At 63.0% G+C, this 24,906-nt stretch carries 29 protein-coding genes; 8 read left to right on the forward strand and 21 right to left on the reverse strand.

Going from position 1 to position 24,906, the window contains the following annotated elements; all coding sequences use genetic code 11:
* A partial coding sequence (locus ACCD03_RS11340; RefSeq protein WP_413411588.1) for a hypothetical protein occupies positions 1 to 248 on the forward strand: 248 nt, incomplete at its 5' end.
* Between the two features lie 165 nt (positions 249 to 413).
* On the opposite strand, the gene ACCD03_RS11345 is transcribed toward ACCD03_RS11340, so the two are convergent.
* Positions 414 to 1,115, reverse strand: coding sequence for a hypothetical protein (locus ACCD03_RS11345; protein ID WP_325648931.1), 702 nt, complete (start codon positions 1,113 to 1,115; stop codon positions 414 to 416).
* A 128-nt stretch (positions 1,116 to 1,243) separates the two neighbouring features.
* Complete coding sequence (locus ACCD03_RS11350; RefSeq protein WP_024979208.1) at positions 1,244 to 1,816, reverse strand: DUF4337 domain-containing protein; 573 nt, start codon at positions 1,814 to 1,816, stop codon at positions 1,244 to 1,246.
* A 298-nt stretch (positions 1,817 to 2,114) separates the two neighbouring features.
* Here ACCD03_RS11350 and ACCD03_RS11355 point away from each other — a divergent pair, with 298 nt between their 5' ends.
* Complete coding sequence (locus ACCD03_RS11355) at positions 2,115 to 3,320, forward strand: sterol desaturase family protein (RefSeq protein WP_045206582.1); 1,206 nt, start codon at positions 2,115 to 2,117, stop codon at positions 3,318 to 3,320.
* 17 nt (positions 3,321 to 3,337) lie between these two features.
* Complete coding sequence (locus ACCD03_RS11360; protein WP_325648798.1) at positions 3,338 to 3,856, forward strand: cupin domain-containing protein; 519 nt, start codon at positions 3,338 to 3,340, stop codon at positions 3,854 to 3,856.
* On the opposite strand, the gene ACCD03_RS11365 is transcribed toward ACCD03_RS11360, so the two are convergent.
* A complete protein-coding gene (locus ACCD03_RS11365; RefSeq protein ID WP_260804153.1) occupies positions 3,857 to 3,988 on the reverse strand; it encodes a hypothetical protein in 132 nt (43 codons plus the stop codon).
* A gap of 304 nt (positions 3,989 to 4,292) precedes the next feature.
* Here ACCD03_RS11365 and ACCD03_RS11370 point away from each other — a divergent pair, with 304 nt between their 5' ends.
* Positions 4,293 to 5,171, forward strand: a complete 879-nt coding sequence (locus ACCD03_RS11370; protein ID WP_325648800.1) for a 2-hydroxy-3-oxopropionate reductase — start codon at positions 4,293 to 4,295, stop codon at positions 5,169 to 5,171.
* Between the two features lie 68 nt (positions 5,172 to 5,239).
* Here ACCD03_RS11370 and ACCD03_RS11375 read toward each other — a convergent pair whose 3' ends face one another.
* From ACCD03_RS11375 to ACCD03_RS11445, 15 genes are all read right to left on the reverse strand, one after another.
* Positions 5,240 to 6,643: an MFS transporter gene (locus ACCD03_RS11375; protein ID WP_253542662.1), complete on the reverse strand. Its 1,404-nt coding sequence runs from the start codon at positions 6,641 to 6,643 to the stop codon at positions 5,240 to 5,242.
* A gap of 71 nt (positions 6,644 to 6,714) precedes the next feature.
* A complete protein-coding gene (locus tag ACCD03_RS11380; protein ID WP_413411589.1) occupies positions 6,715 to 7,815 on the reverse strand; it encodes a porin in 1,101 nt (366 codons plus the stop codon).
* 177 nt (positions 7,816 to 7,992) lie between these two features.
* Positions 7,993 to 8,943: a PDR/VanB family oxidoreductase gene (locus ACCD03_RS11385; protein WP_413411591.1), complete on the reverse strand. Its 951-nt coding sequence runs from the start codon at positions 8,941 to 8,943 to the stop codon at positions 7,993 to 7,995.
* 21 nt (positions 8,944 to 8,964) lie between these two features.
* Positions 8,965 to 9,927: a VOC family protein gene (locus tag ACCD03_RS11390; protein WP_413411592.1), complete on the reverse strand. Its 963-nt coding sequence runs from the start codon at positions 9,925 to 9,927 to the stop codon at positions 8,965 to 8,967.
* 35 nt (positions 9,928 to 9,962) lie between these two features.
* Positions 9,963 to 11,465 (reverse strand): aldehyde dehydrogenase, encoded by a 1,503-nt coding sequence (locus ACCD03_RS11395; protein ID WP_316678135.1) that lies wholly within the window; start codon positions 11,463 to 11,465, stop codon positions 9,963 to 9,965.
* Positions 11,466 to 11,481: 16 nt separating this feature from the next.
* A complete protein-coding gene (locus ACCD03_RS11400) occupies positions 11,482 to 12,285 on the reverse strand; it encodes an aspartate dehydrogenase (protein WP_413411593.1) in 804 nt (267 codons plus the stop codon).
* A gap of 32 nt (positions 12,286 to 12,317) precedes the next feature.
* Positions 12,318 to 14,045 (reverse strand): thiamine pyrophosphate-binding protein, encoded by a 1,728-nt coding sequence (locus ACCD03_RS11405; RefSeq protein WP_413411595.1) that lies wholly within the window; start codon positions 14,043 to 14,045, stop codon positions 12,318 to 12,320.
* The gene (locus tag ACCD03_RS11410; RefSeq protein ID WP_413411596.1) at positions 14,038 to 14,841 is read right to left on the reverse strand and encodes an SDR family oxidoreductase; all 804 of its coding nucleotides are present in this window, start codon (positions 14,839 to 14,841) and stop codon (positions 14,038 to 14,040) included. Before ACCD03_RS11410 ends, ACCD03_RS11405 begins: the two co-directional genes overlap by 8 nt.
* Positions 14,842 to 14,843: 2 nt before the next feature.
* The gene (locus ACCD03_RS11415; protein ID WP_045206558.1) at positions 14,844 to 15,671 is read right to left on the reverse strand and encodes an IclR family transcriptional regulator; all 828 of its coding nucleotides are present in this window, start codon (positions 15,669 to 15,671) and stop codon (positions 14,844 to 14,846) included.
* 12 nt (positions 15,672 to 15,683) lie between these two features.
* On the reverse strand, positions 15,684 to 16,586 hold the full coding sequence (locus ACCD03_RS11420) for an alpha/beta fold hydrolase (RefSeq protein WP_413411597.1): 903 nt from the start codon (positions 16,584 to 16,586) through the stop codon (positions 15,684 to 15,686).
* Between the two features lie 4 nt (positions 16,587 to 16,590).
* Positions 16,591 to 17,127 carry a cupin domain-containing protein gene (locus tag ACCD03_RS11425; RefSeq protein ID WP_253542638.1) on the reverse strand — a complete coding sequence of 179 codons (537 nt, stop codon included), beginning with the start codon at positions 17,125 to 17,127 and terminating at the stop codon, positions 16,591 to 16,593.
* A gap of 32 nt (positions 17,128 to 17,159) precedes the next feature.
* On the reverse strand, positions 17,160 to 17,933 hold the full coding sequence (locus tag ACCD03_RS11430) for an SDR family oxidoreductase (protein ID WP_413411598.1): 774 nt from the start codon (positions 17,931 to 17,933) through the stop codon (positions 17,160 to 17,162).
* Positions 17,926 to 18,993 carry a Rieske 2Fe-2S domain-containing protein gene (locus tag ACCD03_RS11435; protein WP_413411599.1) on the reverse strand — a complete coding sequence of 356 codons (1,068 nt, stop codon included), beginning with the start codon at positions 18,991 to 18,993 and terminating at the stop codon, positions 17,926 to 17,928. Before ACCD03_RS11435 ends, ACCD03_RS11430 begins: the two co-directional genes overlap by 8 nt.
* Positions 18,994 to 19,072: 79 nt before the next feature.
* Positions 19,073 to 19,378, reverse strand: a complete 306-nt coding sequence (locus ACCD03_RS11440; protein ID WP_045206546.1) for a recombinase-like helix-turn-helix domain-containing protein — start codon at positions 19,376 to 19,378, stop codon at positions 19,073 to 19,075.
* A 182-nt stretch (positions 19,379 to 19,560) separates the two neighbouring features.
* The gene (locus ACCD03_RS11445; protein WP_413411600.1) at positions 19,561 to 20,127 is read right to left on the reverse strand and encodes a TetR/AcrR family transcriptional regulator; all 567 of its coding nucleotides are present in this window, start codon (positions 20,125 to 20,127) and stop codon (positions 19,561 to 19,563) included.
* An 89-nt stretch (positions 20,128 to 20,216) separates the two neighbouring features.
* Here ACCD03_RS11445 and ACCD03_RS11450 point away from each other — a divergent pair, with 89 nt between their 5' ends.
* Positions 20,217 to 20,618: a helix-turn-helix domain-containing protein gene (locus ACCD03_RS11450; protein WP_253542622.1), complete on the forward strand. Its 402-nt coding sequence runs from the start codon at positions 20,217 to 20,219 to the stop codon at positions 20,616 to 20,618.
* A 49-nt stretch (positions 20,619 to 20,667) separates the two neighbouring features.
* Here ACCD03_RS11450 and ACCD03_RS11455 read toward each other — a convergent pair whose 3' ends face one another.
* The 3 genes from ACCD03_RS11455 to ACCD03_RS11465 form a co-directional block, all read right to left on the reverse strand.
* Entirely contained in the window at positions 20,668 to 21,144 is a 477-nt protein-coding gene (locus ACCD03_RS11455; protein WP_253542619.1) for a DUF1348 family protein, read from the reverse strand.
* A 143-nt stretch (positions 21,145 to 21,287) separates the two neighbouring features.
* Positions 21,288 to 21,755 (reverse strand): GNAT family N-acetyltransferase, encoded by a 468-nt coding sequence (locus ACCD03_RS11460; protein WP_045206539.1) that lies wholly within the window; start codon positions 21,753 to 21,755, stop codon positions 21,288 to 21,290.
* A gap of 408 nt (positions 21,756 to 22,163) precedes the next feature.
* The gene (locus tag ACCD03_RS11465; RefSeq protein WP_253542616.1) at positions 22,164 to 22,415 is read right to left on the reverse strand and encodes a DUF2798 domain-containing protein; all 252 of its coding nucleotides are present in this window, start codon (positions 22,413 to 22,415) and stop codon (positions 22,164 to 22,166) included.
* 106 nt (positions 22,416 to 22,521) lie between these two features.
* Between ACCD03_RS11465 and ACCD03_RS11470 the strand changes: the two genes are divergently transcribed.
* From ACCD03_RS11470 to ACCD03_RS11480, 3 genes are all read left to right on the forward strand, one after another.
* A complete protein-coding gene (locus ACCD03_RS11470) occupies positions 22,522 to 23,442 on the forward strand; it encodes a LysR family transcriptional regulator (RefSeq protein ID WP_413411602.1) in 921 nt (306 codons plus the stop codon).
* An 84-nt stretch (positions 23,443 to 23,526) separates the two neighbouring features.
* Positions 23,527 to 24,477: an alpha/beta fold hydrolase gene (locus ACCD03_RS11475; RefSeq protein WP_413411603.1), complete on the forward strand. Its 951-nt coding sequence runs from the start codon at positions 23,527 to 23,529 to the stop codon at positions 24,475 to 24,477.
* Between the two features lie 171 nt (positions 24,478 to 24,648).
* Entirely contained in the window at positions 24,649 to 24,873 is a 225-nt protein-coding gene (locus ACCD03_RS11480; protein ID WP_253542611.1) for a hypothetical protein, read from the forward strand.
* Positions 24,874 to 24,906: the final 33 nt, after the last annotated feature.

Below are 24,906 nucleotides of genomic sequence, written 5' to 3' on the forward strand. Positions count from 1 at the left end.
GAAACGAGATTATGCAGAGCTTTTTCGTCGCTGTCAACAACTCGTCGAAGAATTTTTATCATCAACTCGCTGCCAACCACCACTCAGTCCACCGCCAATCGCCAACCACCCAATCGACCGCAAACCCGCTCCAACCTTGCTTCTCCACCACCAAACTCCACCGCCTCAACCTGCGTTTCGGCGCTGTGTTTTGCAGCGAGGGGCGAATACTAATGTGCGGATGCGCAGCTGGCAAGCTCTTTTTGTGAGGCACCCGCAAAAATCTTGCTAGTTACCTGCCCACTACGCAATGTGGCCACACGGTATGGCGGGGTTGAGAGGCCGCCGAACGCCTCACCAGGCCTGCCGGCGACATGGATGGAAAGGCCATTGGCCCCGGAACGCCCTTCTTACTTATAGAGAAGCCATTGGCATCAATGCTTGATCGGTGCCTTGCACAGCCCCTGGTTGTAGAGAATCGCCTTGCTGGTCGATGCGTAGTTGTCAGCGTCGCACGGCGGCAGGAACAGTGATGCGTCCTTCTGTGCTTTGACGGCAGTCGTCTCAGACAGCACAGCCAGACACTGGGTGTTGTCACCGCGATGGTATTCAGTTACGGCAAGATCACTGCGGGCCTTGTCGCGCTCAATCCAATCCATGAAGGGATCGCAATCGGAGAGCAGCGAACGCAGCGTTGTGCGGGCTGCATCGTAATCCTTGGCGGCATATTGCTTGTGGGCCTGGCCGATGCGGGCCTGGCGCTGGCGGTCTGTGCAGGCGGCCGGGGCACGGCGGTAGTCACCATCAAACATAGCGCGCATGCCGCAGAAATCTCGGCACGCCTCGGCGGTGGCGGAGGAATCCAGCTTGAGCGCATCCTTATTACCCGATACGGCGATGCGGCACTTGCCCTCGTCTTTCTCGATGCCGACGCGGCCCTGGAACGTCCCTTCAATCGCGCACGTGTGGCAGTTCCCGCCGACGGTGGCGATATTGAAGCTGCTGCCCTTGACCGCCATCGTGCCGCTCGCGCTACCGCCCAGGATGTAGACGTATTCGCCCGGCTCGACGGCTGGGCCGGCCGCCAAGGCGCAGGCGCTAGCCAACAAGCCTGCAATCGCTAACGCGCGCCGCATCCACATTCCAAATCCCATGGTGTTTGCTCCAGATCCATGGAGGCGAATGCCTCCTGCAAGCGCGCCGTTCTGCGGGAGGCTGGGTATATCGGCACCCAACAGCCCCAACGACCGACGTCGTAACGCTGTCAGATATGAAATAGCGCCAGCACTGCCACGACACCACCGACAGCGCCAACACCGTACGAAAGCACCTGCATCCAGCGCCGGCGCGAGAGCAATGTAATGGCTGCCAGCGCGATCGACACCTGAATGGCGACCACCGCTTGCGCCCACCGGTGATGATGGTGCACGGCAAGCTCGCTCGCGTCATCGGCCTCTTTTGCCAGACGCTCTTGGTCTTCAGCCTGACGGCGAATGTCTTCTTTCTCGGCGGCGTAGCGCTGGGCTTCGCGCTTGGCGGCGGCCTGATCGGTGCCGGGCAGCTGAGCGGTCAACTCGGCGATGGCCTGCTTCTGGCCTTTGGCCTGATAGTAGGCCCAGCGGTTGGCGGCCTCGGTCTTATGGATGGCAGCTTCGTTCTTGGCGAGTAGCGCAGCGTTTTGCGTGGCGCCGCCTTGGTAACCGAAGACAGCGCCGGCTGTCGAAAGAATCGCCGTCATGACGGCGATACGCCCGGCAAAGCTGTCGGCGTGGCCGCTTTCTGCCGCATGCTCGAGCGCGTGGTCATGCGCGCCGTGCACGTGAAATCCTTCTGACATGGTTGCTCCCCTTCTAGTCTTGTATCGTCGGTCGCCCATCAGGCGCGGGCCTCACAATGCATGGCCTTGCGCGGAAAGGCAACGCCATGCGGTGCGCATCCAACGTTGCAGATGCAGCCTCCTGACGCTGACGCGCAGGGAGTAAGCGCGGCAATCGCAAATCATTTATACGCTGAGCAATTGCGCCGTTGAATACACGAAACCGGTCCGTATAATCGCGTAGCAATGCGAATCAGAGCCAATATTCCTTTGTTAATCGCATTGTTAATAAAACAAAACAATACTGCGAGTCAGATCCATGGATGCGTCCCAAAAGCCTTTAGCGCCACTGCCTGAAGAGGAACACCACCCCGCCATCGTCCGCGTGGCCGACGCGACGATCCGCGATGCCAATGCACTGCTGCATGCCAACGGCGGCCTGAAGTTCGGCCGGGGCATGATCGGCACCATCCTGGCGTTGGTGCTGAGCTTTCTGTGCCTGCTGGGCGTACTGGCGTTTCACTTTCCCCAGTATCTGACGACGCCCGAATTGCGGCGCGCGTATTCAGTGGATGTGATTCGGCAGATTCTGTTTGTCTCTCTGCTGATCTCGGGCGGGTTATCGCTGGCGAATATCGTGCTGGATAACCGCCGTCGCCTGAACGGCTTGGCGTTCCTGTTTGTGGTGGTTGCCGTTGCGCTGGGCGGCTCGCGCGTGCCGGTTGGCGATTTTCCGGATCACACGCCGTACATCGGCATGGATTGGTTCATTCTCGACCTGCTGGGTTCGACGGCGATTTTCGTGCTGCTTGAGAAGCTATTCCCGCTCTACAAGAAGCAGCCGGTGTTCCGGGCGGAATGGCAGACCGATATGGCGCACTTTGCAGTGAACCACTTCATCGTGGGGCTGGTGCTGCTGGTGGTGAACTTCGTGATCCACCGCGTGTTCGGATGGATGGTCCATGCGGACTTCCAGCAAATGGTCCAGCACATCTGGTTCATTCCACAGCTGCTGCTGTGCATGCTCGTGGCCGACCTGATGGAGTACGTCACGCACCGCGCGTATCACGAGGTGCCGTTCCTCTGGCGCTTCCATGCCGTGCATCACAGCGTGAAGACCATGGACTGGCTGGCCGGCTCGCGTCAGCACATTCTTGAACTGATCGTCACGCGAGTGGCAGTGCTGGGACCGCTGTTCGTGCTGGGATTCGACAAAGCCGTGGTCGATGTCTACATCATCATCGTGGGCTTCCAGGCGGTGTTCAATCACGCCAATGTGCATTTGCCGTGGGGGCCGTTGAAGTACATCTTCGTGACGCCGGATTTCCATCATTGGCACCACTCGTCGGAAGACGAAGCGATCGACAAGAACTACGCCGCGCACTTCGCCTTCATCGATTACCTGTTCGGTACCGCAGTCAAATCGAAAAAGGCTTTCCCAGAGAAGTACGGCGTAGTAGGTGACTACATGCCCGACGGCTTCGTCAACCAGCAGCGCTTTCCGTTCCGACGTCAGCAGAACTGAGTCGAAGGTTTTTCATCATGCCTCCCGCCGCCGCTGCTCAGCACCTCATCGCCCGCCTCGGTCTCGAACCGCACCCGGAAGGCGGCTTCTATCGCGAAACCTATCGCAGTGAGGAACGCATCCAGCGCGGCATCCCGCCCGTCGAACGTGCGGCTGCCACCGCCATCTATTACCTCTTGGCGGATGATGCATATTCCGCCTGGCATCGGATCCAGTCGGACGAGTTGTGGCACTTCCATGCGGGGGACTCACTCAATGTGCATGTGTTGGAGGACGACGGTACGGTGAGCACGCATCGTCTGGGCAATGCGCCCGACGACGCGATGGCGGTGTACCAGGCGGTGGTTCCGGCAGGCTGCTGGTTTGCGGCCGAGCGCGTGCCGGGTGAACATGGCTATGCGCTGGTCGGCTGCACCGTCGCGCCGGGGTTCGAGTTCAGCGAGTTCGAACTGGCCGACGATGGCGCGCTGCTGGCAAAGTATTCGGCACATGGCGATCTCATCCGAAGGTTGCTGCCCAAGCCTGCGGTGCGTTAGTCAGCACCACACCACGCTTTCATAGCCGACCGTGCGGCGGTAGACGCTGATACCCCGCCACGTGCTGTACTCCATGTACGCGCATGTCAGGACGACGATCCAGTTGGCTGCTGCGGTGGCTGTGGTGGACATATCCCCTCCCCTCTCTGCCTGCCCCGATGCTGTCTTATCGGCACGTTTTCAGTCTAGGAGAGGGGTCTCCAAAACCATTGCACGAGCAATGACGCTTCTCGGCCCTTATTTTCCGGGTCTCATCTCCGTATGGGCCTCGCGCGTCGCAAACGCCCGCCGGGCGCGGCTCTAATGCATCTTGGAGCGCACAGCATGACGGCGCCGGCTAGTCTTCATCAGTGCGTCGATCTACGCTTGTGAGACGCGCTGCGGCGTGACGCACGCCCCCCCATCCACATCACACAGACGCCTTCGGAAGAACATCATGGCTACCATCGGATTCATTGGTCTTGGCATCATGGGCGCTCACATGGCCCGCAACCTGCTCAAGGGCGACCACACCCTGATCGTCAGCGGCAAGCATTCTGTGCCGGAAGATCTGCGTTCGCGCACCACGGTTGTCGCCAGCTCAACGGCGGTGGCGCAAGCCGCGGACATCGTTATCGCCATGGCGCCGGACACACCGGACGTAGCCGATGTGCTGTTTGGCGAAGAGGGTGTTGCGCAGGGCTTGGCTGCAGGCAAGCTCTTCATCGACATGAGTTCGATCTCGCCGATTGAAACGCAGGCCTTTGCAAAGCGCGTTGAAGCGCTGGGCGCCGATTACCTCGATGCGCCCGTTTCAGGCGGTGAAGTCGGTGCACGCGATGCGACACTCACGATCATGGTTGGCGGCAAAGCAGCCGCGTTCGAGCGTGCCAAACCGCTGTTCGCCTTGATGGGCAAGAACATCACGCACGTGGGTGACTCCGGTGCTGGTCAGACCTGCAAGGTGGCCAACCAGATCATCGTGGCATTGACCATCGAGGCGGTAGGCGAAGCGCTGCTGTTCGCCTCCAAGGCCGGGGCCGATCCGGCACGTGTGCGCGAGGCGTTGATGGGGGGCTTTGCCTCCTCGCGCATTCTCGAAGTACATGGCGAACGCATGATCAAGCGGACGTTTGATCCGGGCTTTCGCATCGAGCTGCACCAGAAAGATCTGAACCTCGCGTTGGAAGGCGCTCGCAAGCTTGGCATCGCCCTGCCGAACACCGCCGCTGCACAGCAGCTTTTCAATGTGTGCGCCGCCAATGGTGGCAAGGCATGGGACCACTCGGCCATGGTGCGCGCGCTGGAACTAATGGCGAATCACACCATCGCCTGAAGCAAAACGGGGGGGCGTGCCTAGGTGAGCGCAACCCACCCGTTTTTGCGACCGTCGACAGCCTCGGCTTACAGCTCAAGTTGCTCCAGCACTTTCCCCTTGGTTTCGATGCCGAGGAAGTAGATGGTGATCGCGGCCAGTATAGGGACCAGGGCCAGCAGTAAGAACGCATTGCTGACATTGCCCGAGCCGATGGTCGAACCGATCAGCATTGGCGAAAAGATGGCCGCAATCTTCAGCCACGCGCCGCCCATGCCGCAACCGATCGCGCGGATGTTGGTCGGGTAAAGCTCCGGCGTATAGACATATGCGGTGATGAAACCGCACGCCATCAACCCCAGCGCCAACGAGCACAACCCCGCCACCACATACAGCGACTGCTCGTGCAGCAGCCCGGCCAGCGCCAGCGAGACACCGCACAGTACGAACGACACCACCATCACCGGCTTGCGGCCCACCTTGTCGACGATCATCGCGCAGACCAACGAGCCGATCACACCCAGCACTGAAGCGAGCGCCGCCAGGTTGAGCGCCAGTTGCAGCGGTGCGTGATAGATCGTCTTGTAGACCGTCGGCAGCCATGTCGACAGACCATACTGGATGAAACCGCACGTCGCCCACAGCATGGCCACGACCACGGTGCGCTTGATGTACACGGGGCCGAACAGATCGCGCATACCGCGCTTCGGGTGGCGATGCGACATCTGCTCGAATGCCGAGGTATCGCCCAGCGGAGGCAACGGTTCCTTCGATTTGGCTTCAAAGCGAGCCTGCGCTGCGTCCGCCTCGGCCATCCGGCCATTGGTCGCCAGCCAGCGCGGGGACTCCGGCACGGCCTTGGGCAGCGTGAAGAACAGCACCAGCGGAATGCCGCCGAGGAAGTACATCACCTCCCAGCCGAAATGCGGTACCAGCCATGCGCCCAGCGCGTTGGACACCAGCAGACCAATCGGAAACACCACCTCATAGAGCAGCACGAAGCGCCCGCGGCCATGTGCGCGCGTGACTTCGTTGATGTATGTGGCCGCCACGGGCAGTTCGCCTCCCAGGCCCACGCCCTGCACGATACGCAGTGCCGCAAATAAGGCAAAGCTGGGCGCCAAGCCGCACAGGAGGCTCATCAAGCCGATAATGCCTGCGCTATAGCCGATCATGCGCACGCGACCGAACCGCTCGGCAAGCATGGGGAACACCAGCGCACCGATCAACTGACCGATGCCGGGCGCGCCAATCACAAAAGCAATCTGCGCAGGGCTCAGATGCCATTGCGCAATCAGCAGCGGCAGCGTAGCCGCGATGACGATCACGTCAAAACCATCGAAGAACGTCGCAAGCCCGATCAGCAGACGCGCGCGCACGTGCATGCCGTTGCTCTTGAGCCGCTCGATGCGGGCAACGATCTTGCCCAGGCTCATCGCGCCCAGCGGCCCATCGTGGTCAATTCCGTTGTCAATCAAAACACCTGGCTTCATGTGAAGCTCCTTCCAGAGGAAGTTGATGCGCCACTTGGTCGCTGCCCAGTGGCGCGCGTGGGGGCAGGACGTCAGAACGAGTGATGCACGCCGGTGCTGACAACGAGCTGGTTGCGCTGCGCCGCCACACCGACGCCGTTGATGGCAGCGGACTTCGCGTCGCCGGCGGCACGCTGGTAGGTACCCTGAACGTACACCTGCGTGCGCTTGGAGAACGCATACACATTGCCCAGGCTGAACTGGTTCCAACGCGCCCCCTCGTACTTGCTGAAGGTATAGCCCACGTTGAGCGTGTTGGCGGCGCTGTAATGCCATGCCGTGCCCAGGTCGACGTTCTGTGCGCGAGCATTGGCGCCGCCCAGCGTGATGCGCGTTTGCGTGTAGACAACGTTGATCTGGACCGGCAGGCTGCTGAACTGATACAGCGCGCCGGTACCAAACGACTTGACCGAGCTCATCGGCGTCATCACGCCCGGTACCAGCGTCGTGCCCAGCGTGTTCGTGATTCCCAGGCGGCCTGCGATGTCCAGCGCGCGGTCATTGGATGCGGTATAGGCCGCTGCTGCACGGAAACCGCCGTTGGTGTAGTACGCACCCAGGCTGTAGCTGCGGCTCTTCGACGGCGAACCCGGTACCTCGCCAAAACCATACATGCCGCCCAGCTGCAGCCCGCCGAAGATCGGCGATACGTAGCGCACAGCGTTGTCGATCTGGAACTGGTTGGCCAGGTTGTCGAAGTTGCCGGGGTGGAACAGGTAGAAGTTGGTGAGCTGGAAGCCGTTACTCAGGCGGCCGAGGTAATCGAACATGAAGTCCGCCTGGTGGCCGAGCTGGATATTGCCCAGGCGATCGTTGGTGAGGCCCACCCACGCCGCCCGGTTGAACAGCTTGCCGGCGACCACGCTGTTGCCGGTGTCACCCAGAAAACCCGACTCCAGCTGGAAGATGGCCTGCGTACCACCGCCAAGATCTTCCGAGCCGCGCAGGCCGAAGCGGTCCGGCTGCATGGTGCCGGGGTCCATGCGCAAGGCCGAGCCGCTGGCGGCGCCGCTCTTGAGGCTATTGATGTAGGCCACGCCTTCATCAATGCTGCCGTACAGCGTCACGTTGCTCTGGGCCGCCGCCGTGCCAGCCAAGCTCATCGCCGCAAGGGCGAACAAAGTTGTCTTCATTTGCTGTTTCCTCCACTGGACGAGGTGTCCGCCCCGCCAGTTGTTATCGCCGTCTTGGTGGACGAGCTGGTTGTGGTTCTTGCTTTGTTTCGTATACGAAACGTCGTTTAAAAGAAAAACAGGGCGAAAAAAAAAGAGGGCGCGGCTGGTCAGGCCGGCGCCTAAACCATCCTGCGCTTACAGATCAATCACCAGGCGCTTGCCCTTGCAGCCGGATACGCAAACCATCATCGTTTGGTTCGATGCGCGCTCGCTCTTGGAGAGCACGCTGTCACGGTGGTCGGGCTCGCCTTCCAGCACGCGCGTTTCGCACGAGCCGCACACGCCTTCCTTGCAGCTGTGTTCCACCTCGACGCCAATCTCGAGCAGCGCGTCGAGCAGCGACTTGCCTGCCGGTACGCACAGCTCAGCACCGTTGCGCGCAAGCTTGACTTGGTACTCCCCTTCCTGCACCGACTCCACACCGGGATCTGCCGCAAAGCGTTCGATATGGACGTTGGTGTAGCCGAGTGCCTCGCAAGCGGCCTCGAAAGCCCGCAGCATCGGCCCAGGGCCGCAGCAATAGAAATGCGTGTCGGCCGGATGTCCTGCGAGCAGCGCTTTCAGATCGGGCGGGCCGCCTGCTTCCGCATCCAAGTGGAAGCGCACCGCATCGCCATGCGCGGCCAACTCTTCGGCAAAGGCGGCTTCGGCACGCGACCGGGCGCAGTACAGCATCGAGAACGTCTTGCCTTGCTCGGCCAGACGGCGCGCCATGCAGACGATGGGCGTCACCCCAATGCCACCCGCGACCAGCACCGTGCGGGGCGCGGCTTCGTCCAGCTCGAAGTGATTGCGCGGGCCGCCGATCTTGAGCGTCGAGCCCACGCGCAACTGCTCGTGCACATAGCGCGAGCCGCCGCGGCTGTTGCGGTCGAGCAGCACGCCGACCACGTAGCGATCACGCACCTCCGGCGCACCGCACAGCGAATAACTGCGCACCAGCCCGTTGCCAAGATGCAGTTCGATATGCGCGCCCGGGGCGTACTCAGGCAAGGTCTTGCCGTCGACATCGCGCAGCTCCACGCTCACGATGCCTTGGGCTTCGTAGCGCATGGCATGCACGCGCAGGTTGAGGGGGGAATTCATAGCACTTCTCTCTGCAACGTTTCAGCGCTTTTCCGTCAGGAACTTGCCTTCCGGGCCGACGACGTTTTTCTGCCGACGTGTGTTGCCGTCAATGCCACCGTCAATGGCCCATTCGGCAAACACGGTCGGACCGGGTTCGAAGTCGCGCGGCTGCCAGTCGGCGTCGAGCTGGTCTTCATCGGCGTAATACTCGATCAGGCCGCCGGCGGGGTTCTTGAAGTACCAGAAGTACGCCGACGAAATCGGGTGTCGCCCCGGGCCCAGTTGCGTGTCCCAGCCACAGCGCGACACATGCATGCCACCGCCGAACACTTCATGGATGTCGCGCACAGTAAAAGCGACGTGGTTGAGCCCGCTCTTGGCCTGCGGCGTTTGCAGCAGGAACAGATCGTGGTGGCCACCCTCCGGCTCGCAGCGCAGGAACGCACCGCGGCCGGGGTAGTGGTCGGACGGCACAAAGCCGAGCTTCTCGATGTAAAAGCGCTCGGTGGCAACCACGTCTTTCACGAAGAACACCACGTGACCCACTTCAATGGGCATGGCACGTTCGTAGATCGGGCTGGGTTGATTGCGGCGCGGCTTGTCCGTCCAAGTGTTCATCTCAGCGCATTGCACGTCGATATCGCGCTTGGTGGTCAGCTGCACACGCACTGCTAGGCCGTTCGGGTCGGTGCAACCAACGCGGCCGTCGGCGTGGACGTAGCCTGGCTGATCGGCCAGCTTGTCGACCAGGCGGTCGAGCACTGCTTGCGAATCGGCGCCCCAGATCACTTCGCGCAGCGTCGGGCCGGCTTCCATGGCGGGGGGCAGCGAGGCATCGTCGGTGCGCTTGACGCGCACGCGGCAGCCGTTGAGCGTTTCGAACAGCAGGCCGCCGGCGTCTTCCGATTGCAGGGCAAGGCCCCAATCCAGGAAAAACTGCTTGCAGGCGGCGAGGTCGTCGGCACCGTAGACGATTTCGTCGATGCCTCGAATCGTGTTCATCTTGATCTCCTGTGGTCTGGGTGTTTGCTTCAGCTTCAGTTGGCGTTGGCCCAGGCCAGCGGTTGTTCGTTCAAGCCCCAGTAGAGGCTCTTCTGCTCCATGTATTGCAGGATGCCGAGGCGGCCCTTCTCACGGCCCAGGCCACTGTCGCGCCAGCCACCAAACGGCGTCGAGATCGAGAACTGCTTGTACGTGTTGATCCACACGTTGCCGGCCTGCACCGCGCGGCCAATACGCCACGCGCGCTTGTAATCGCGTGTCCAGATGCCGGCGGCCAGTGCGTACACGCTGTCGTTGGCTTGTTCGATCAGTTCGTCTTCATCATCGAACGGCATGGCAACGAGCACGGGGCCGAAGATCTCTTCCTGGCAAATGCGTGCGCTGTTGGTAAGGCCTTCGATGATGGTCGGCGTGTAGAAGTAGCCCGATTCACAGCCGGAGATCTCCGGGCGCAAGCCGCCCGTGCGCAGGTGGCCGCCCTCTTGCACGCCCATCGCCACGTACGACTCGATGGTCTCGCGGTGGCGATCCGTAATCAGCGGGCCCATCTGCGTGGATTCATCGGCCGGATTGCCGACACGCAGGCGTGCCGCAGCAGCGGCTAGGCGATCCATGAACGGCTCGTACAAGGAACGCGCCACAAACAAGCGCGACCCTGCGATGCATGACTCGCCCGACGAGCTGAAAATGCCGTACAGCACGCCATTGACCGCGTGGTCGAGATCAGCATCCTCAAACACCATCGTCGGAGACTTTCCACCGAGTTCGAGCGACACCGGCATCATCTTGTCGGCCGCAATGTGCGCGATGTGGCGGCCGGTGTTCGTGCCGCCCGTGAACGACACGCGACGCACCAGCGGATGCTTCGTGATCGCGTCGCCAATGACGGAGCCCTTGCCGGGCAGCACGCTGATCATGCCCTTGGGCACGCCCGCCTCTTCGCAAATGGCGGCCAGTTCCAGCGCCATCAGCGGCGTGACTTCGGCCGGTTTGACGACGACGGCGTTGCCTGCGGCCAGCGCGGGCGCCATCTTCTGCGCTTCGCTGGCAATCGGAGAATTCCATGGCGTGATGGCGGCCACCACGCCCATGGGCTCATGCACGCTCATCGTCAGGCAGTCGCCACGCGCCGGCGTGAGCGATTCCTCCAGCGTCTCGCACGCGGCACCGAAGAACTGGAACGTGGCCGCAGCGCTTGCCACCAGGGCGCGCGTCTCGTTGATCGGCTTGCCGTTGTCCAGGCGCTGGCGTTGGGCCAGCGCTTCGCTGCGCGAGCGGATCAGTTCGGCTACGCGGTACAGAACGGCCGCACGTTCGTGCGGCTTGCGCTGCGCCCAACCGCTGGAGAGGAAGGCGCGGTAGGCACCAGCCACAGCCTCTTCCACATCGGCGACGCTGGCAGCGTTGAGTTCAGCCACCACCTCGCCCGTGGCCGGATAGCGCGTGACATAGCGCTCTCCAGTGCCGAGGCGCCATTCGCCTGCGATGCAAATGGGCAGCAAGGACGTTGCGGTTGCGTTAAGGGTAGAGACAGTCATGGCGCAATGGCCTCGCTTAAATCGAAACGGCGTGCGCGCGGTTGCCCAGCGCACGCACCACGCTGAACACCGTCAGCGCAGAAGTCTTAGGGTTGGCCGCGAGCGGCTTACCGCGCATCGTCAGCTCGAAGCCGCCAAAGGCGCCGCGCGCCTCAACGTGATGGATGTTCTCGTCCACCGTCGGATCGGCCAGCAGCTTGACGTGCGTGTGCTCCAGCCCCAAGCCCGCCAACGACAACGTGGCAGCCACGTTGGCATTCTTCGGGAACAGGCGTGCAGCTTCGCGAGCGTTGCCTTCGAAGATCACGGTCGGCTCGCGCAGCGCATCCAGGTCAAACTGCTGCTCGGCCGGCGTGTCCTTCCAGGCGCGCGGCGGCTTTCGGCCGGTGTAGGTCACGGCATCCAGCCCGCCGACGCGCGCGGCGGCCAGTGCATCGATGGCGCCAATAGCGCCCGACAGCAACTGCACCTGCGCGTTGCCACGCCGTGCCGCTGCCTCCAGCCGTTCAGCCACACCCGGTTCGGACAGCGCGCCCACCGATACCACCAGGCAATCAATGCCCTGCTCCAACGCCGGCAGCACATGCTCCTCAAGCGCGTCGTGGCCAGCGCATTCGACCAGCAGATCAGGATGCGCGTCGGCCGACAGATGCGTCGTGACACGCGCATTCGGCGCGAACGGTGCGATGGCCTCGCGCGCCTTGTCCATCGCGTGCTCGGGCACGATCACGACGTCAAAGCAGACATCCGGATCGCTCTTGAGCAATTCCAGAACGCCCTGCCCGATCGCTCCGCACCCGACCATCGATACATGCAGCATGTCCGGCTCCTTGAATTGGCTCGATCGCAGGTTCACGCCACCACCGTCGTACGCTCGGCGGCGCGTTCGCCCTGGCCATCCTTGGCCTGCTGATTGACGGGCGGGCCCGCAAAGATGGTCTTGAAGCTGCCGATGGAGAGCATGTCGATCTCCATCAGGAACGGCCCTTCGCCGCTGGTGGCTTCGGTCAACGCGCTGCCCACGTCGGCCAGATCCGATACGCGGCGATGACGCAACTGCAGCGACTGCGCGAGTGCCGCGTAGTCCGGCGTGTGCAGATCCACGTAGTGGCGGCGGCCGCCGTACTGCGCGTCCTGGATGTTCTTGATGACGCCATAGCCCTTGTCGTTCATCAGCACGATGACGAGGTTGGCGCGCTCCTGCACAGCGGTCGCCAGCTCACCCAGGTTCAGGATGAAGCCGCCATCACCGGCCAGACAGAACGTGGTCTTGCCCGATCCAGTGGTTGCCGAACCGATGGCCGCGCCAATGCCCATCGCCAAACCCTGGCCGATACCACCACCTAGCGCATGGACGCCAGCACGCGAATCAAAAATACGCAGCTGACGATTGCCCCACGTGCTGTTCGACACCGTCACATCGCGCACCCAATTGAACTCGCGGCCAACTGCGGCTTGCAACGCATCCACCAGCTTTGCGTACGGCCCGAGGCCATCGATCAGCCCGCGCACCGCCGTCTCGTGGGCCGCGCGCAGGTCGGTGGCGAATGCCGCATCGATCTGCATCTTCTTTTCCAGTCGATCCGCCAGGCCATCCAGCGCGAGGGCCGAATCGCCGCATACGAAATAGTCGCTGGCGTAGCAACGGCCTTCTGCCGACGCATCTGCATCAATGCGGTACAGCGGACGCGGCAGCTTCAGTTCGTACTTGAGCGTCTCGTTGCCGCGCAAGCGCGAGCCAACCACGACCATTGCGTCGCACGTCTGATAGAACGCTTCGACCGGCTTGTGCAGGTTGAATGCGCCCAGCGAGCGAGGATCATCCTCCGGCACGATGCCGCGGCCCTGCGTGCTGGTGACCACGCCAAAGCCCAGATCCATCAGGCGCTTGACCTGCTTCGCAGCGTGGCGGGCGCCACCGCCCAGCCACAGCATCGGACGGCGTGCGCGCGACAGGCGCTCAGCGAGTTCGTCCAGCGCGTGGGCCGACGGCACATGCTGCGGCACCTGCAGCGGGCGCAGATCGTCCGGCATCGGGATCAGCGCGGCTTGAATATCGATGGGGATCTCCACGCTCACCGGGCCGGCCGGGGCCGTGAGCGCGGTCTGCACAGCCAGCTTCATCGTGCTGATGGCGGTGTCGGCACTGCGCACGCGGAAGGCCGCCTTGGAAACGGCTTTGAGCATCGTGAGCTGGTCCGGCGCTTCGTGGATGTACGCGAGGCTTTGATCCAGGTACGGCGTTTCGATCTGGCCCGTGATGTGCAGCAACGGCGTGCCTGCGGTCAGTGCTTCCACCATGGCGCCCGCCGCATTGCCAGCCGCGGTGCCGGTGCTGGTCAGGCAAACGCCCAGGCTGCCCGTGGTACGGGCATAGGCATCGGCCATGTTGGTGCCGCCCGCTTCGCCGCGCGCCATGATGAAGCGGATCTTGCCGCGCTCGCCCATCGCATCCAGGATGGGCATGTTGTGGATCGAGATGACGCCAAAAGCGGCCTTGACCTCGCAAGCCTCCAGGAAGGCTGCAATCGCGTGGCCCACCGTGACCAGTTGTGGTTCCTGTTGTTGTCTATTAAGCATGACGGGAGTGTCCTCCGGAGATATCGATGTGGCTGCCCGTGGTGTACGAAGACAACGGCGAGGCAAGGAACAGAATGGCGCGGGCTGCTTCTTCCGGCAGGCCCAGGCGTCCAAGGGGAATATGTTTTTGCGCGGCCAGGCGGCGCGTCCAAGCGGCCCAGTCGAGATGGCGATCTTCTTCGGAGCGAGCCTCGAAGCGGCGGCGCCATTGGCCGGACTCCACCAGCCCGATCAGGATGCCGTTGACACGCACGCCCTTCGGTGCAAATTCAGTCGCCATCGAGCGCACCAGGTTGAGCACACCCGCACGCGCGGCCGAGGTGGCCACCATGTGCGGCTCGGGCTGCTGCGCCAGCAACGAATTCACGCAGACGATCGCGCCGTGCTCCGAGCGCTCCAGTTGCGGCATGAAAGCGCGCGTGGGATGAATCACGGAGAAGAACTTGAGATGCAGCTCCTGCGTCCACCCGGCATCGTCGGTATCGGCGAACGTCGAGACGCGGCCCTGGCCGGCGTTGTTGACCAGCATGTCGACGGGGCCGAGCGCCTGCTCCACGGCATCGGCAAACGCAGCCGTCTGCGCGGCGTCGAGCACGTCGCACGTTGCGGCAAACAGCCTGGCGCTCGGGAAGCGGCTGCGCAGGCCTTGTTCGGCTTGCGCAAGACGTTCGGCGTTGCGGCCGCACAGCGCCACGGCGGCGCCGGCTTCCAGCAGCAGTTCAACGGTGGCCAGGCCGATGCCGGAGGAGCCTCCGGTCACGACAGCGGTCTTGCCGGTCAGATCGATCATCGGCATGGTCATTCCCGGAACAGGTTGACGACCTTGCCGCTGACGGGGCGGTAGTCCAGCAGGTAAGACAGCTCGCCAGCAGCGGCGCGCACCTTGTCGATCATCAGATCGAGTTGTGCGGGCTCAATGCGCGGCGACGGAATGGTCGTGCCGAGCGCCGCCACCACCTTGCCTGCGCGGTCCAGCACCGGCGCAGCAATCGTCGAGATGTTCGCTTCGAAGAAGCCTTCCTGCAGCACGTAGCCGTGTTCGCGGTCGCGCTGGACCATCTCGAACAGCTCTTCCACCGTGCGCGGCGTGTTGGCGGAGAACACCTCCAGCTGGGGCTCCGGATAAAGCTGGCGCAACTCCGCCAGCGACAGGTCTGCCAGCAGCACACGACCCAGCACCGTGGCATGTGCCGGCAGGCGCGTGCCCACATTCACCGAGCTGGTGAACGGCGTGGGAGCGACCGACTTCGCCACGTAGACGATCGAGCGGCCATCTCGCACGACGAGGTTGCACGGATAGTGAATGTCGTCACGCAAGCGATCGAGCAGCGGACGGCCCAACTCGGTCAGTTCCAGCGAGGCGAGATACTCAAAGCCCAGGCGCAGCACCGCCATGCCGAGACGGAAATCGCGACCGCCGTCCACGCGCTCGATGAAGCCCATCACTTCGAGCGTCGTCAGCAGGCGAAATACCGTCGAACGCGGCACCTTCAGCCGGCGTGCCAGCTCCGGCGCCGACAAGACGCGGTCTTTGTGGCTGAATTCGCACAGGAGGCGCAGGCCGCGTTCGAGGCCCGGCACGATGTACTTTTCCTGCACGTCTTCTGGAATGAGGTCGTTGCTCATACGTCTTGGCGCTTAGGCGTTTTGAGATTGGGAGAGAACGGCTTGTTCGACCAAGCCTGCGACAGCGTCAGGCGCATCGATATAGGAGGCATGCCCCGCAGACGGCACAAGTGCAAACGGCAGACCAAACGTCTTGGCCAGGGCTTCGCAGCCCTGCGGCGGCGTGATGCCATCCACATCGCCGCAAGCGATTTGTGCCGGCGTCGATGCGGGGCGCTTGCTCAGGTAGGCGCTGATGTCGTCGCGGCTGAGCATCGCCACGGCCTGGCGGTAACCGCCATCGTTGAGGCGCTTCATGTTCCAGCGTACCCAGGCACGCTCTTCATCGGTGGCATTCGGGCGCAGCAGGTGCGCGTGGCGCGACTCCGCCATGCCGTCGATGCCGAGCTGGTCCAGCGTTGCAAGACGCTGCGCTTGCACGGCCAGCGACTTGTCTTCCTGCCCCGGCTGGCCGTAGCCCTGCGCGGGGTTCAGCAGCAGCAGGTGCTTCGGCTGCATCGTCGTTGGCGCGTCGGCCACATACGCTGATGCCATCAACGCACCCAACGAATGACCCACGATCACATCGGGCGTCGCATGCAGCGCAGCCAGCCATGCCCGCAACTGCACCGCATAGTCGGCGGCGTGCGGCGTAGCCTGTTCAAGCGGCGTGGAATTGCCGTAGCCCGGTGCATCCCATGCCAGCACGCGCATGGTTTGCGAAAGAACCTGGGCACAAGGCAGCCATGACGCGGCGCTGGAGCTGATGCCGTGCAACAGCACCACCACCGGCCCGCGCTCGCCCCATTGTCGATAGCCGATGCGATCGCCGCGCACATTGATCGCGACGGTGTGTTCGGCAAACACCCCGCCGAGCGCGGCCAGTGCGTCAGCAACACGGAACGGATGGGAGGACATGACAGCCTGCACGCTCATGGCATCAACGCTTGATCTTGGCGAGCGGATGCTCGGGCGGGTACGTCGGCGTGATCGGTTTCTTGGCACCCAGCATCACGCACATCAGCGCATCTTCATCGCCGATGTTGATTTCTTCGCGGTACACGCCGGGCGGCACCGAAACGAGGTCGCGATCGGTGAGGATGGTCTCGTAGCGTTCGCCGTCCTTCTCCAGCACAAGCTTGAGCTTGCCGCGAATGACGAAGAACACCTCTTCCACATCGGTGTGGAGGTGCGACGGCCCCTCGTGACCGGCCGGAATGACCATGGTCGAAAACGTGAAGTGCTCCGCCGGCACGGTGTTGGTGTCGGCCGCCACGCCCGTGCCGCCCGTGCCGAGGTAGCGCATTTGCGCACGGCGGTATTTCGGGTCGTAGTCGGCCTGGAACTTGAGGGCATCCCAGTCGTAGCGGCGGGTGGAGAAACGCGCCACGCGGCTGTTCATCCAGTCTTCAAACGACGCGCCTTCCGGGCGGTCCCACGTGCGTTGCACTTGCTGTTGTTCGGAGAGATCGCTCATCGAATACCTCTTCTGAATGGAGTGTGGATGCATTACTGCATGACAAAACCGCCGTTGACGGCCAGCGTCTGGCCCGTCACGAATCGGGAAAGATCGGACAGCGCGAACAGCACGGCACCGCACACGTCGTCGGGCAGCTGATCGCGCGAGATGGCGCGCTGGTCGCGGTACAGCGCATGGCGGTGTGCCGGCACGTATTCGGTGGCTTCCACCAGCGTCAGACCCGGCGCGATGGCGTTGACCGTGATGCCGTCTGCGCCGCATTCCCGCGCCAGGGACTTGGTCATGCCGATGACAGCGCTCTTGCTGGCCACGTAAGCCAACAGATTCGGCGCGCCCCACAGCGGTGTGTCCGACGACAAGTTGACGATCGCGCCTCGGCCCGATGCCTTGAGTGCAGGCAGGCAGGCTGTCGTCATCAGCCACGTGCCGCGCACGTTGACGTTCATCACGCGATCCCAGGTGTCAACGTCGATCGACAATGCGTCGCGCCCGCCCGAGTTGGTGATGGCCGCGTTGTTGACGAGGCCATCGAGCCCGCCCAGTGCCTGCGTGGCCGCCACGGCGCACGCCTGAACCGAAGCCGGATCGCCAAGATCAAGCACAAAGCCATGTGCGTCGAAGCCCGCCGCGCGTAGTGCCACAGCCTCTTCCTGCACGCGTTCGCCAAGAATGTCGGCCAGCGCAACCGCGCCACCCGCCTCGGCAATCGACTTGGCAAACGCCAGCCCCAACCCGCGCGCAGCGCCCGTCACGAGCACCTTGCGGCCAGCCAGCAGCCCCGCAGTTGGATTGCGCTCAGGCATGTTGAACTTCCGTGGGAACGGGCTTGAGCATGGCGACCGGCGCATCGGCCAATTCGGCAGCAGCGCGGCGTGCCAGCACGCGGCGGATACGCGTGATGCCAATGTCGTGCTGATACAGCGTCTCGTGATCGCGCGCCTCGGGGGCCATCGATTCGAGCACCACGCGGTCCTGCTCCAGCACATCCCAGTGCAGACCTTCCAGGCGGTTGCGATACAGGAAGCGCCACACGTCGCGCTGCCAGCCCTGCACGTGGCGCGTGCGCCAGAAGTAGACGATGCAGTGTTCTTCATCCACCGGCGTCACGATGCCGATGATGGTGAATGGGCCTCCAGGGCCAACCTTCGGTTGATACGGAATCGACAGGCGCAGCCACATCGTGCCGGTCTCGCCAAACTCGGTCCAATCGAAATTCACGCCGCGCTGGCCGGTCTTCTGGAACATGATCCCGTGATCGGTTTCCACCACTTCCATCACGGCCTTCTTCTCGCCGCTGGCCATCGAGTGCGACACGGCGTGCAAATACGCACCGTGCATCGGGTCCATGACGTTGTCGATGGCATAGCGGTAGTTGACGTTCCAATGCGCGAAGCAGAGGAAGTGGCTGTGCTCGTCGCTGGTCAGCTCTTCAGGCAAGCGCAGCGTGCCGACAGCGTCGTCGAACTCGGACGGGGCCTTGTCGCCAAACCACAGGAAGATGGCGCCGGCACGTTCCTGCACCGGATAGCTGCGCACGCAGGTCTTGCCTTCCATGGGGCACGCATCAACGGCGGGCACGCTCGTCACCGTACCCTGGCCGTTCACCTCAACGCCGTGGTACCAGCAAGCCACGTGGTCGCCCAGGTTCCAGCCCATCGACAGGCGCGCGCCGCGGTGCGGGCAGCGGTCTTCCAGCGCATGCACCTGGCCAGCGGTATCACGCCACAGCACGATGTTCTGACTCAGGCGCGTAATGCCGACCGGCGCATTCTTCACATTCCACGACGCCGCCACCGGATACCAGTAGTTGCGCAGACCGGTGTTGATGCGCGCTTCCTTCTGTGCTTCCTTGTTGCCTTCCATTGCTTGCCTCTTCTGATGGGGTTGAGCCGGACGCCTCTGCGGGCGGCGCGGCGTCGAATCGTGTTGGAGCCAGCCCGGCTCAGGCGCCCAGGCGGCGCATCTCGGCCAGGAACGTGTCTTCCGTCCAGGTCTCACCGCCGGCGACATTGCGCGGGCCGCGCTCGTTCAGTACGGCCACGATGTCGGCCGGCGTTTGTGCGCCACCCAGGAATGCCGCTTCCAGCGAATCGGCTAACTGGTTTTCATAGGCTGTCGGCTCAGTCGCGCGCGTTTGCCACACCAGATTGGCGACGTGACCCGGGCGCTCGACACGGCCCTTGCCAGCGACGTTATTCGGAGAAATCGGCTCCCACGGAGCGAGGTCTGGGTTGTATTGCGGTTGCATTTCTGTCGACTCCATCACGTTTCGCTTGTTTTACCTATGAAACGTCTGTTAATATCTGGAACACAGGTGCAACTATAGACCGCGTCTTCGAAATCGCAGATGCGGGATTACCCTATGGTTTCCAAAAAGGAAGGCCACGTCACACGTCGGCCAGGCAGCCGACAAACGCTTGGGGTATCGACTTAGCGCAGGCGCGCCAGCAGACGTCGGCCGGCATCGACGACCGAGCGCTCGCCGGTCATCTGGTAGCGCACGATCATCCCCTCCACGCACAGCAGCGCTTCTTCGGCGATGGCCTTCGGGCGCGGATAGCCGAGACGCTTCGCCAACTCCGCCAGATAAGCCGCCAGCTCGGCCTTATGCAAAACGGCCTTTTCCACCAACTGCGCATCACCGGTTTCCGTACCGGATTCGGCAACGAGGTTGATGAACGCGCAACCTCGATACGTTTCGGTGTCGAACCAGGTGGCCAACACGTCCGCCAGCACGTCGAGGTCAGCACGCTTGGCAAGGCGCGCTTCCGTCGCCTCACGAAACCACGCCATCCACCGCTCGTGCCGCGCATCCAGGAAGGCTGCGATCAAATCGCTCTTTGACGGGAAATGCCGGTACAGCGACATCTTCGCCACGCCAGACTCGGCGATGATTCGGTCGATGCCAGTGGCACGAAAACCTTCCTGCAGGAACAGCCGCTCGGCGGTTTCCATGATGCGATCGCGGGCGGAGAGGGTTTCGGCAGTCTTGGCCATGTTGATGAACGTGAAGGCAATGTTTCAGTATGGCCTTGACAGACAGACCTGTCTACTCAATGATGTAGACAGACCTGTCTCATAAAACCGTGACTTCCGTTTTTCCCACCACTCCTGATGAATGCCGCCCTGCTCGAGCGGCGCTCTCGCCGCTGCCGCTGTGGCGCCTGCGGCTGGCCACGACTTATATCGAAGAGAATCTCAGCCGCCCGGTGCGGCTGGAAGACGTTGCACGGGCGACGGGCCTTACGCGCATGCACTTTGCTGCTCAGTTCCGCGCCGCTACGGGCGTACGCCCGCACGCGTATCTTTTGCATCGGCGCATCGAGCGCGCCAAGGTCTTGCTGACGCGAATAGATGCCTCGGTGGTTGAGATCGCGCTGGAGGTTGGCTTTCAGAGCCAGGCGCATTTCTCGACGGTATTCAAGCGGCTCGCGGGCGATAGCCCGTCGACCTGGCGACGACGCGCGCTAGATCAACTGCACGGCTGAATGCAAAGCGCCCGGCCGAAACCGGGCGGTTTTCTTTAATCAACCTGCGTCACAAACCCAGCGCAGACAACCCGGGGTGATCATCCGGGCGACGCCCAAGCGGCCAGAAGAACTTGCGTTCATCCGCCTTGATCGGCAGGTCATTGATGCAGGCATAACGGCGCTGCATCACGCCGTGTGCGTCGAATTCCCAATTCTCGTTGCCGTATGAGCGGAACCAGTTGCCGGAATCATCGTGCCACTCATACGCAAAGCGCACGGCGATGCGGTTGCCGCCAAACGCCCACAGTTCCTTGATCAGCCGGTAGTCGAGTTCCTTGCGCCACTTGCGCGTGAGGAACTCGACAATCTGTTCGCGCCCATTGACGAATTCGGCGCGGTTGCGCCACTGGCTATCCGGCGTGTAGGCGAGCGCGACGCGCCCTGGGTTGCGGCTGTTCCAGCCGTCTTCGGCCAGACGCACCTTTTCGGTGGCAGATTCGAGGGTGAACGGCGGAACCGGCGGGCGGATCTCATTGGCAGACATCGGCAACTCCTTTGCAGTGGCAATAGTGGAGGCTGCCGCGCTGACAACGCAGCAGCACGCCCCCACTCTGCCCGACCGACTGCCACGCCGATACCAGGAATGCACGGGGTCTTTCGTGAACGCACGATTCCCGCACCGCAGGCCTACAGAAATTTGCGATAAACAACGAAGCCGGATTTCTCAGCCACGGTGTCGTAAAGCTTCATCGCCGTGGTGTTCGTTTCGTGGGTCTGCCAATAGACGCGCGGCAAGCCTGCCTCTGCGGCGCGGCCATAGACCGCCTCGATCAGCGCACGACCGACGCCCTGCCCGCGTGCAGCTTCGGCGGTGAAAAGGTCTTGCAGATAGCAGTTCATCTGCACTTGCGTGGTACTGCGGTGGAATAGGAAATGCACGATGCCCAGCAATGCTCCCCTCCGCTCGGCAACCATGGCATAGACCGGCTCGGCTTCATCGAAGAAACGCTGCCAGGTGGTCTGCGTGACGATGTCGGGCAAGGCTGTTTTGCCAGCGCGGCCGTAAAACGCGTTGTAGCCATCCCAGAGGGGTTTCCAGGCAGTGAAGTCGTCTTGGTGGATGGGACGAATCAGGAGGTCGGAAGGTGCGGGCATGGTTGGCTGAATGGGTGGCAACGCTCGCGCATTCTGCCAGCCAGGCAGCCGGCTTTCCTACCGTTGGCTTAGCTTGTGCTTCCGCCCCCCCCTCCCCGGCTGCCATGTGGCGCGACGCCAGCAGCGCGTGTGCAGCGCCCCGACCCTAGGGATTGTCCGGAGACAAGTCATTGCCGGAAGAAAGTTTGCCGAAAGCCTCGACCCACTAAAGTGCGCTCCATGGCCCGGTCACGACCCGGTATCGGGCAGTGCGATCTCCACGCACATCAGCGTCACCACGATAAGGGTCGGGTGTTGTACCAGCCATATCGCCGGACCCAACGGGATGTCAGTCCGGCGTCCGTTTCAATCGGTCTTTCCTGCTGTCAACCTTGCGGCCCACCGTCCTCCCGGTGGGCTGTTTTCTTTTCAGGGTTGCACGGGACTGGGCAACACCAGACGCTGCGTCAACCGCTGCACCGTCGGCGCGGCAATCAGCACGATGGTGAAGGCAGCCGGCCAGGCCAGCACGAAGGCATGCGCCCAGCGGGCGAGAAAGTCAGGGCTGATACCGGCGTTGATCCAGCCGATCCAGCCCGTCATCAACAACGACATCAGGCCGGACATCAGCCAGGCAAAAATGACACGAAGACGTGTGGGAGTGGAAACAGGCATCGACATGGCGGTTCTCCTTGCAAGCCATCAAATGTGATTGACGGTATGCTAGACAACCGCGTTTCAAGAAACTATAGACGTTTATTGAAACTTAAATTCCGAAAATGGAATCATGCTCGACGACTTGGCTCTCTTTGTTTCCATCGTGGACCACGGCAGCCTGCAGGCCGCCGCCCGTCACGCCAACCTCCCGCCCGCCACGCTGACACGGCGTCTGCAGAAGCTCGAGACAGCGCTGGGTTGCCAGCTTCTGCTGCGCAGCGCCCGCAGCCTGAAACCAACGCCGGAAGGCCAGCTGTACTACGAGCAATGCCGCCCGCTGCTGACCGCGCTTGCGCAAACCACGGCCACGCTCGACGACGATCTCAACCAGGTGAAGGGCACCCTGCGCGTGCTCGCGCCACTGAACCTATCGCGCGGGCTGCTCGCACCCGCGTATGCCAGCTTCATGGCGACGTGGCCGGAGATCCGCCTGGAGTTGTCGCTCAGCAACCGCAATGAAGACGTGTGGCGGCATGGCGCCGATCTTGCCATCCGCGTCGGCCAGCAGGACGACCCGAAGTTGCGGCAGCGCCGGCTGGGCGTCATCGGGATGGTGTTGGTGGCGTCGCCCGCGTACGTGGCCGAGCATGGCGCACCGACACATCCAGATGAACTGCAGCAGCATCGGTTGTTGGTGTCGTCGCCGCTCTCGGCATGGCGCTTCACGTCGCCCGATGGCGCGGAAACCATCGAAATGCAGCCTCAAGGTCGCTGCGACCTGAACGACATCGAACTGGGCGTGACGCTGGCCGAAACGGGCCTTGGCCTGCTGTACTGTCCACGCACGCTCTGCCATCAGGCGCTGGAGGCAGGCCGGCTGGTGCGCCTGCTGCCGGAATGGCGCACACCGCAACGCCCCATCTACGCGGTGTGGCCGCAGCAGCAGTTGCCACGCAAGGTGCGTACGTTGCTGGAGCATCTGGCGGCCTTCGCCGCGGCCACTCCATTGCTGCAGACGGACGCCGCGCCGAGTGCTTCACACGCTGCTTGAAACGGGTAAAAACACGCGTTGTAGCATCGCCTGTTCACCCCGTAGGCTGCAGAGATTCCACCCGCCATTTTCACTGGAGACCCGATGCACAGCAGCCACGTGGTGCGTTCCGGCAACATTCGCTTGCATGCCCGCATGACACAGCCCGCCGACGGTTCCGCGCGGCACCGCCCCGCCGTGGTTCTCGTGCATGGCTATCCGGACGACAGCTCTGTCTGGCACGGCGTGCGCGATACCCTGGCACGCGATCGCCGCGTCCTCACCTTCGACGTGCGCGGTGCCGGGTTGTCGGACGCTCCGGCAGATACCACCGGTTACCGCATCCCCCAATTTGTCGACGACCTTGCCGCCGTGGCCGATGCACTGCTGCCCGGCGAGCGCTTCCATCTAGTCGGGCACGACTGGGGCTCTATTCATAGCTGGGAATCGGTAACGACCGACCGGCTGCGCGGGCGCATCGCGTCGTACACGTCGATCTCGGGCCCGTGCCTGGACCACGTCGGCCACTGGATGCGCACGCAGCTTGATGCCGGCACATGGACGGCCAAGCGCGCGGTGTGGAAGCAGCGGCTGCAGTCGTGGTACGTGGGTTATTTCCACCTGCCGCTGGTGCCCGAATGGTCGTGGCGGCTATGGGTGGCGCGCGCGTGGCCTTGGTGGCTGCACAAGACGGAAGGCATTCGCATCGAGGCCCAGCGGCCGACGCTTGTGCGCGATGCCTGCAATGGCGTGCGCATGTATCGTGCAAATTTTCGCGACCGCCTCGCCCGCCCGCAGGCGCGTGCGCCGCATGCGCCCGTGCAACTGATCGTGCCAACGCGCGATCGCTACGTCAGCCCCGCCGTTACGCGCGCTGTAGAGGCCTGGGTGCCGCACTATTGGCGCCACGAGGTCGATGCCGGCCATTGGCTGCCCCTGCGTCGCCCCGACTGGGTGGCGGACTGCATCGCGCGCTTTGCCAACTATGTCGAATCCGGCCACGAGCCCGCCGAATTGCGGCAGGCCCGCGTGGCCGGCACGCTGGCAACGACCTGACGCAACTAGAGCATTGCGCCCAACGCAAACGTTGACGTGCGTGTAACACACTGTAATCATCGTCCGCAACAACGCTGACGGCGCGCCATGACCTGGCGCCCGGACGGCTCGAGCCGCCGCTTCGCGCAAACCGCGTGGCCGGCCATCGATACAAGAAACAGGGACAAGACAATGAAAAGCAAGGTCGTGGTGTACGGCCCGCTCTACGGGAAGTGGTACGCAATCCTGGTCAACGACGGTGTGGCCGCCGAATCCAACCAGTTTGGCTCGTACGAAGCCGCCATGGGCTTCGCTTCACGCCGATACCCGGAGCTTGAGCAGGAGCGGCAGCCTTACGCACGAGGCCGCGAAGAAAGCGAGAGCGGAAGCGACAGCCGGGAAGCTGCGCCGATCTGACCACGCCGGGCGGCATTGACGCCGCCCTTGCTG

Origin of the sequence: Ralstonia sp. Ralssp135 (assembly GCF_047304345.1) — a bacterium.
Taxonomy (GTDB): domain Bacteria; phylum Pseudomonadota; class Gammaproteobacteria; order Burkholderiales; family Burkholderiaceae; genus Ralstonia; species Ralstonia chuxiongensis.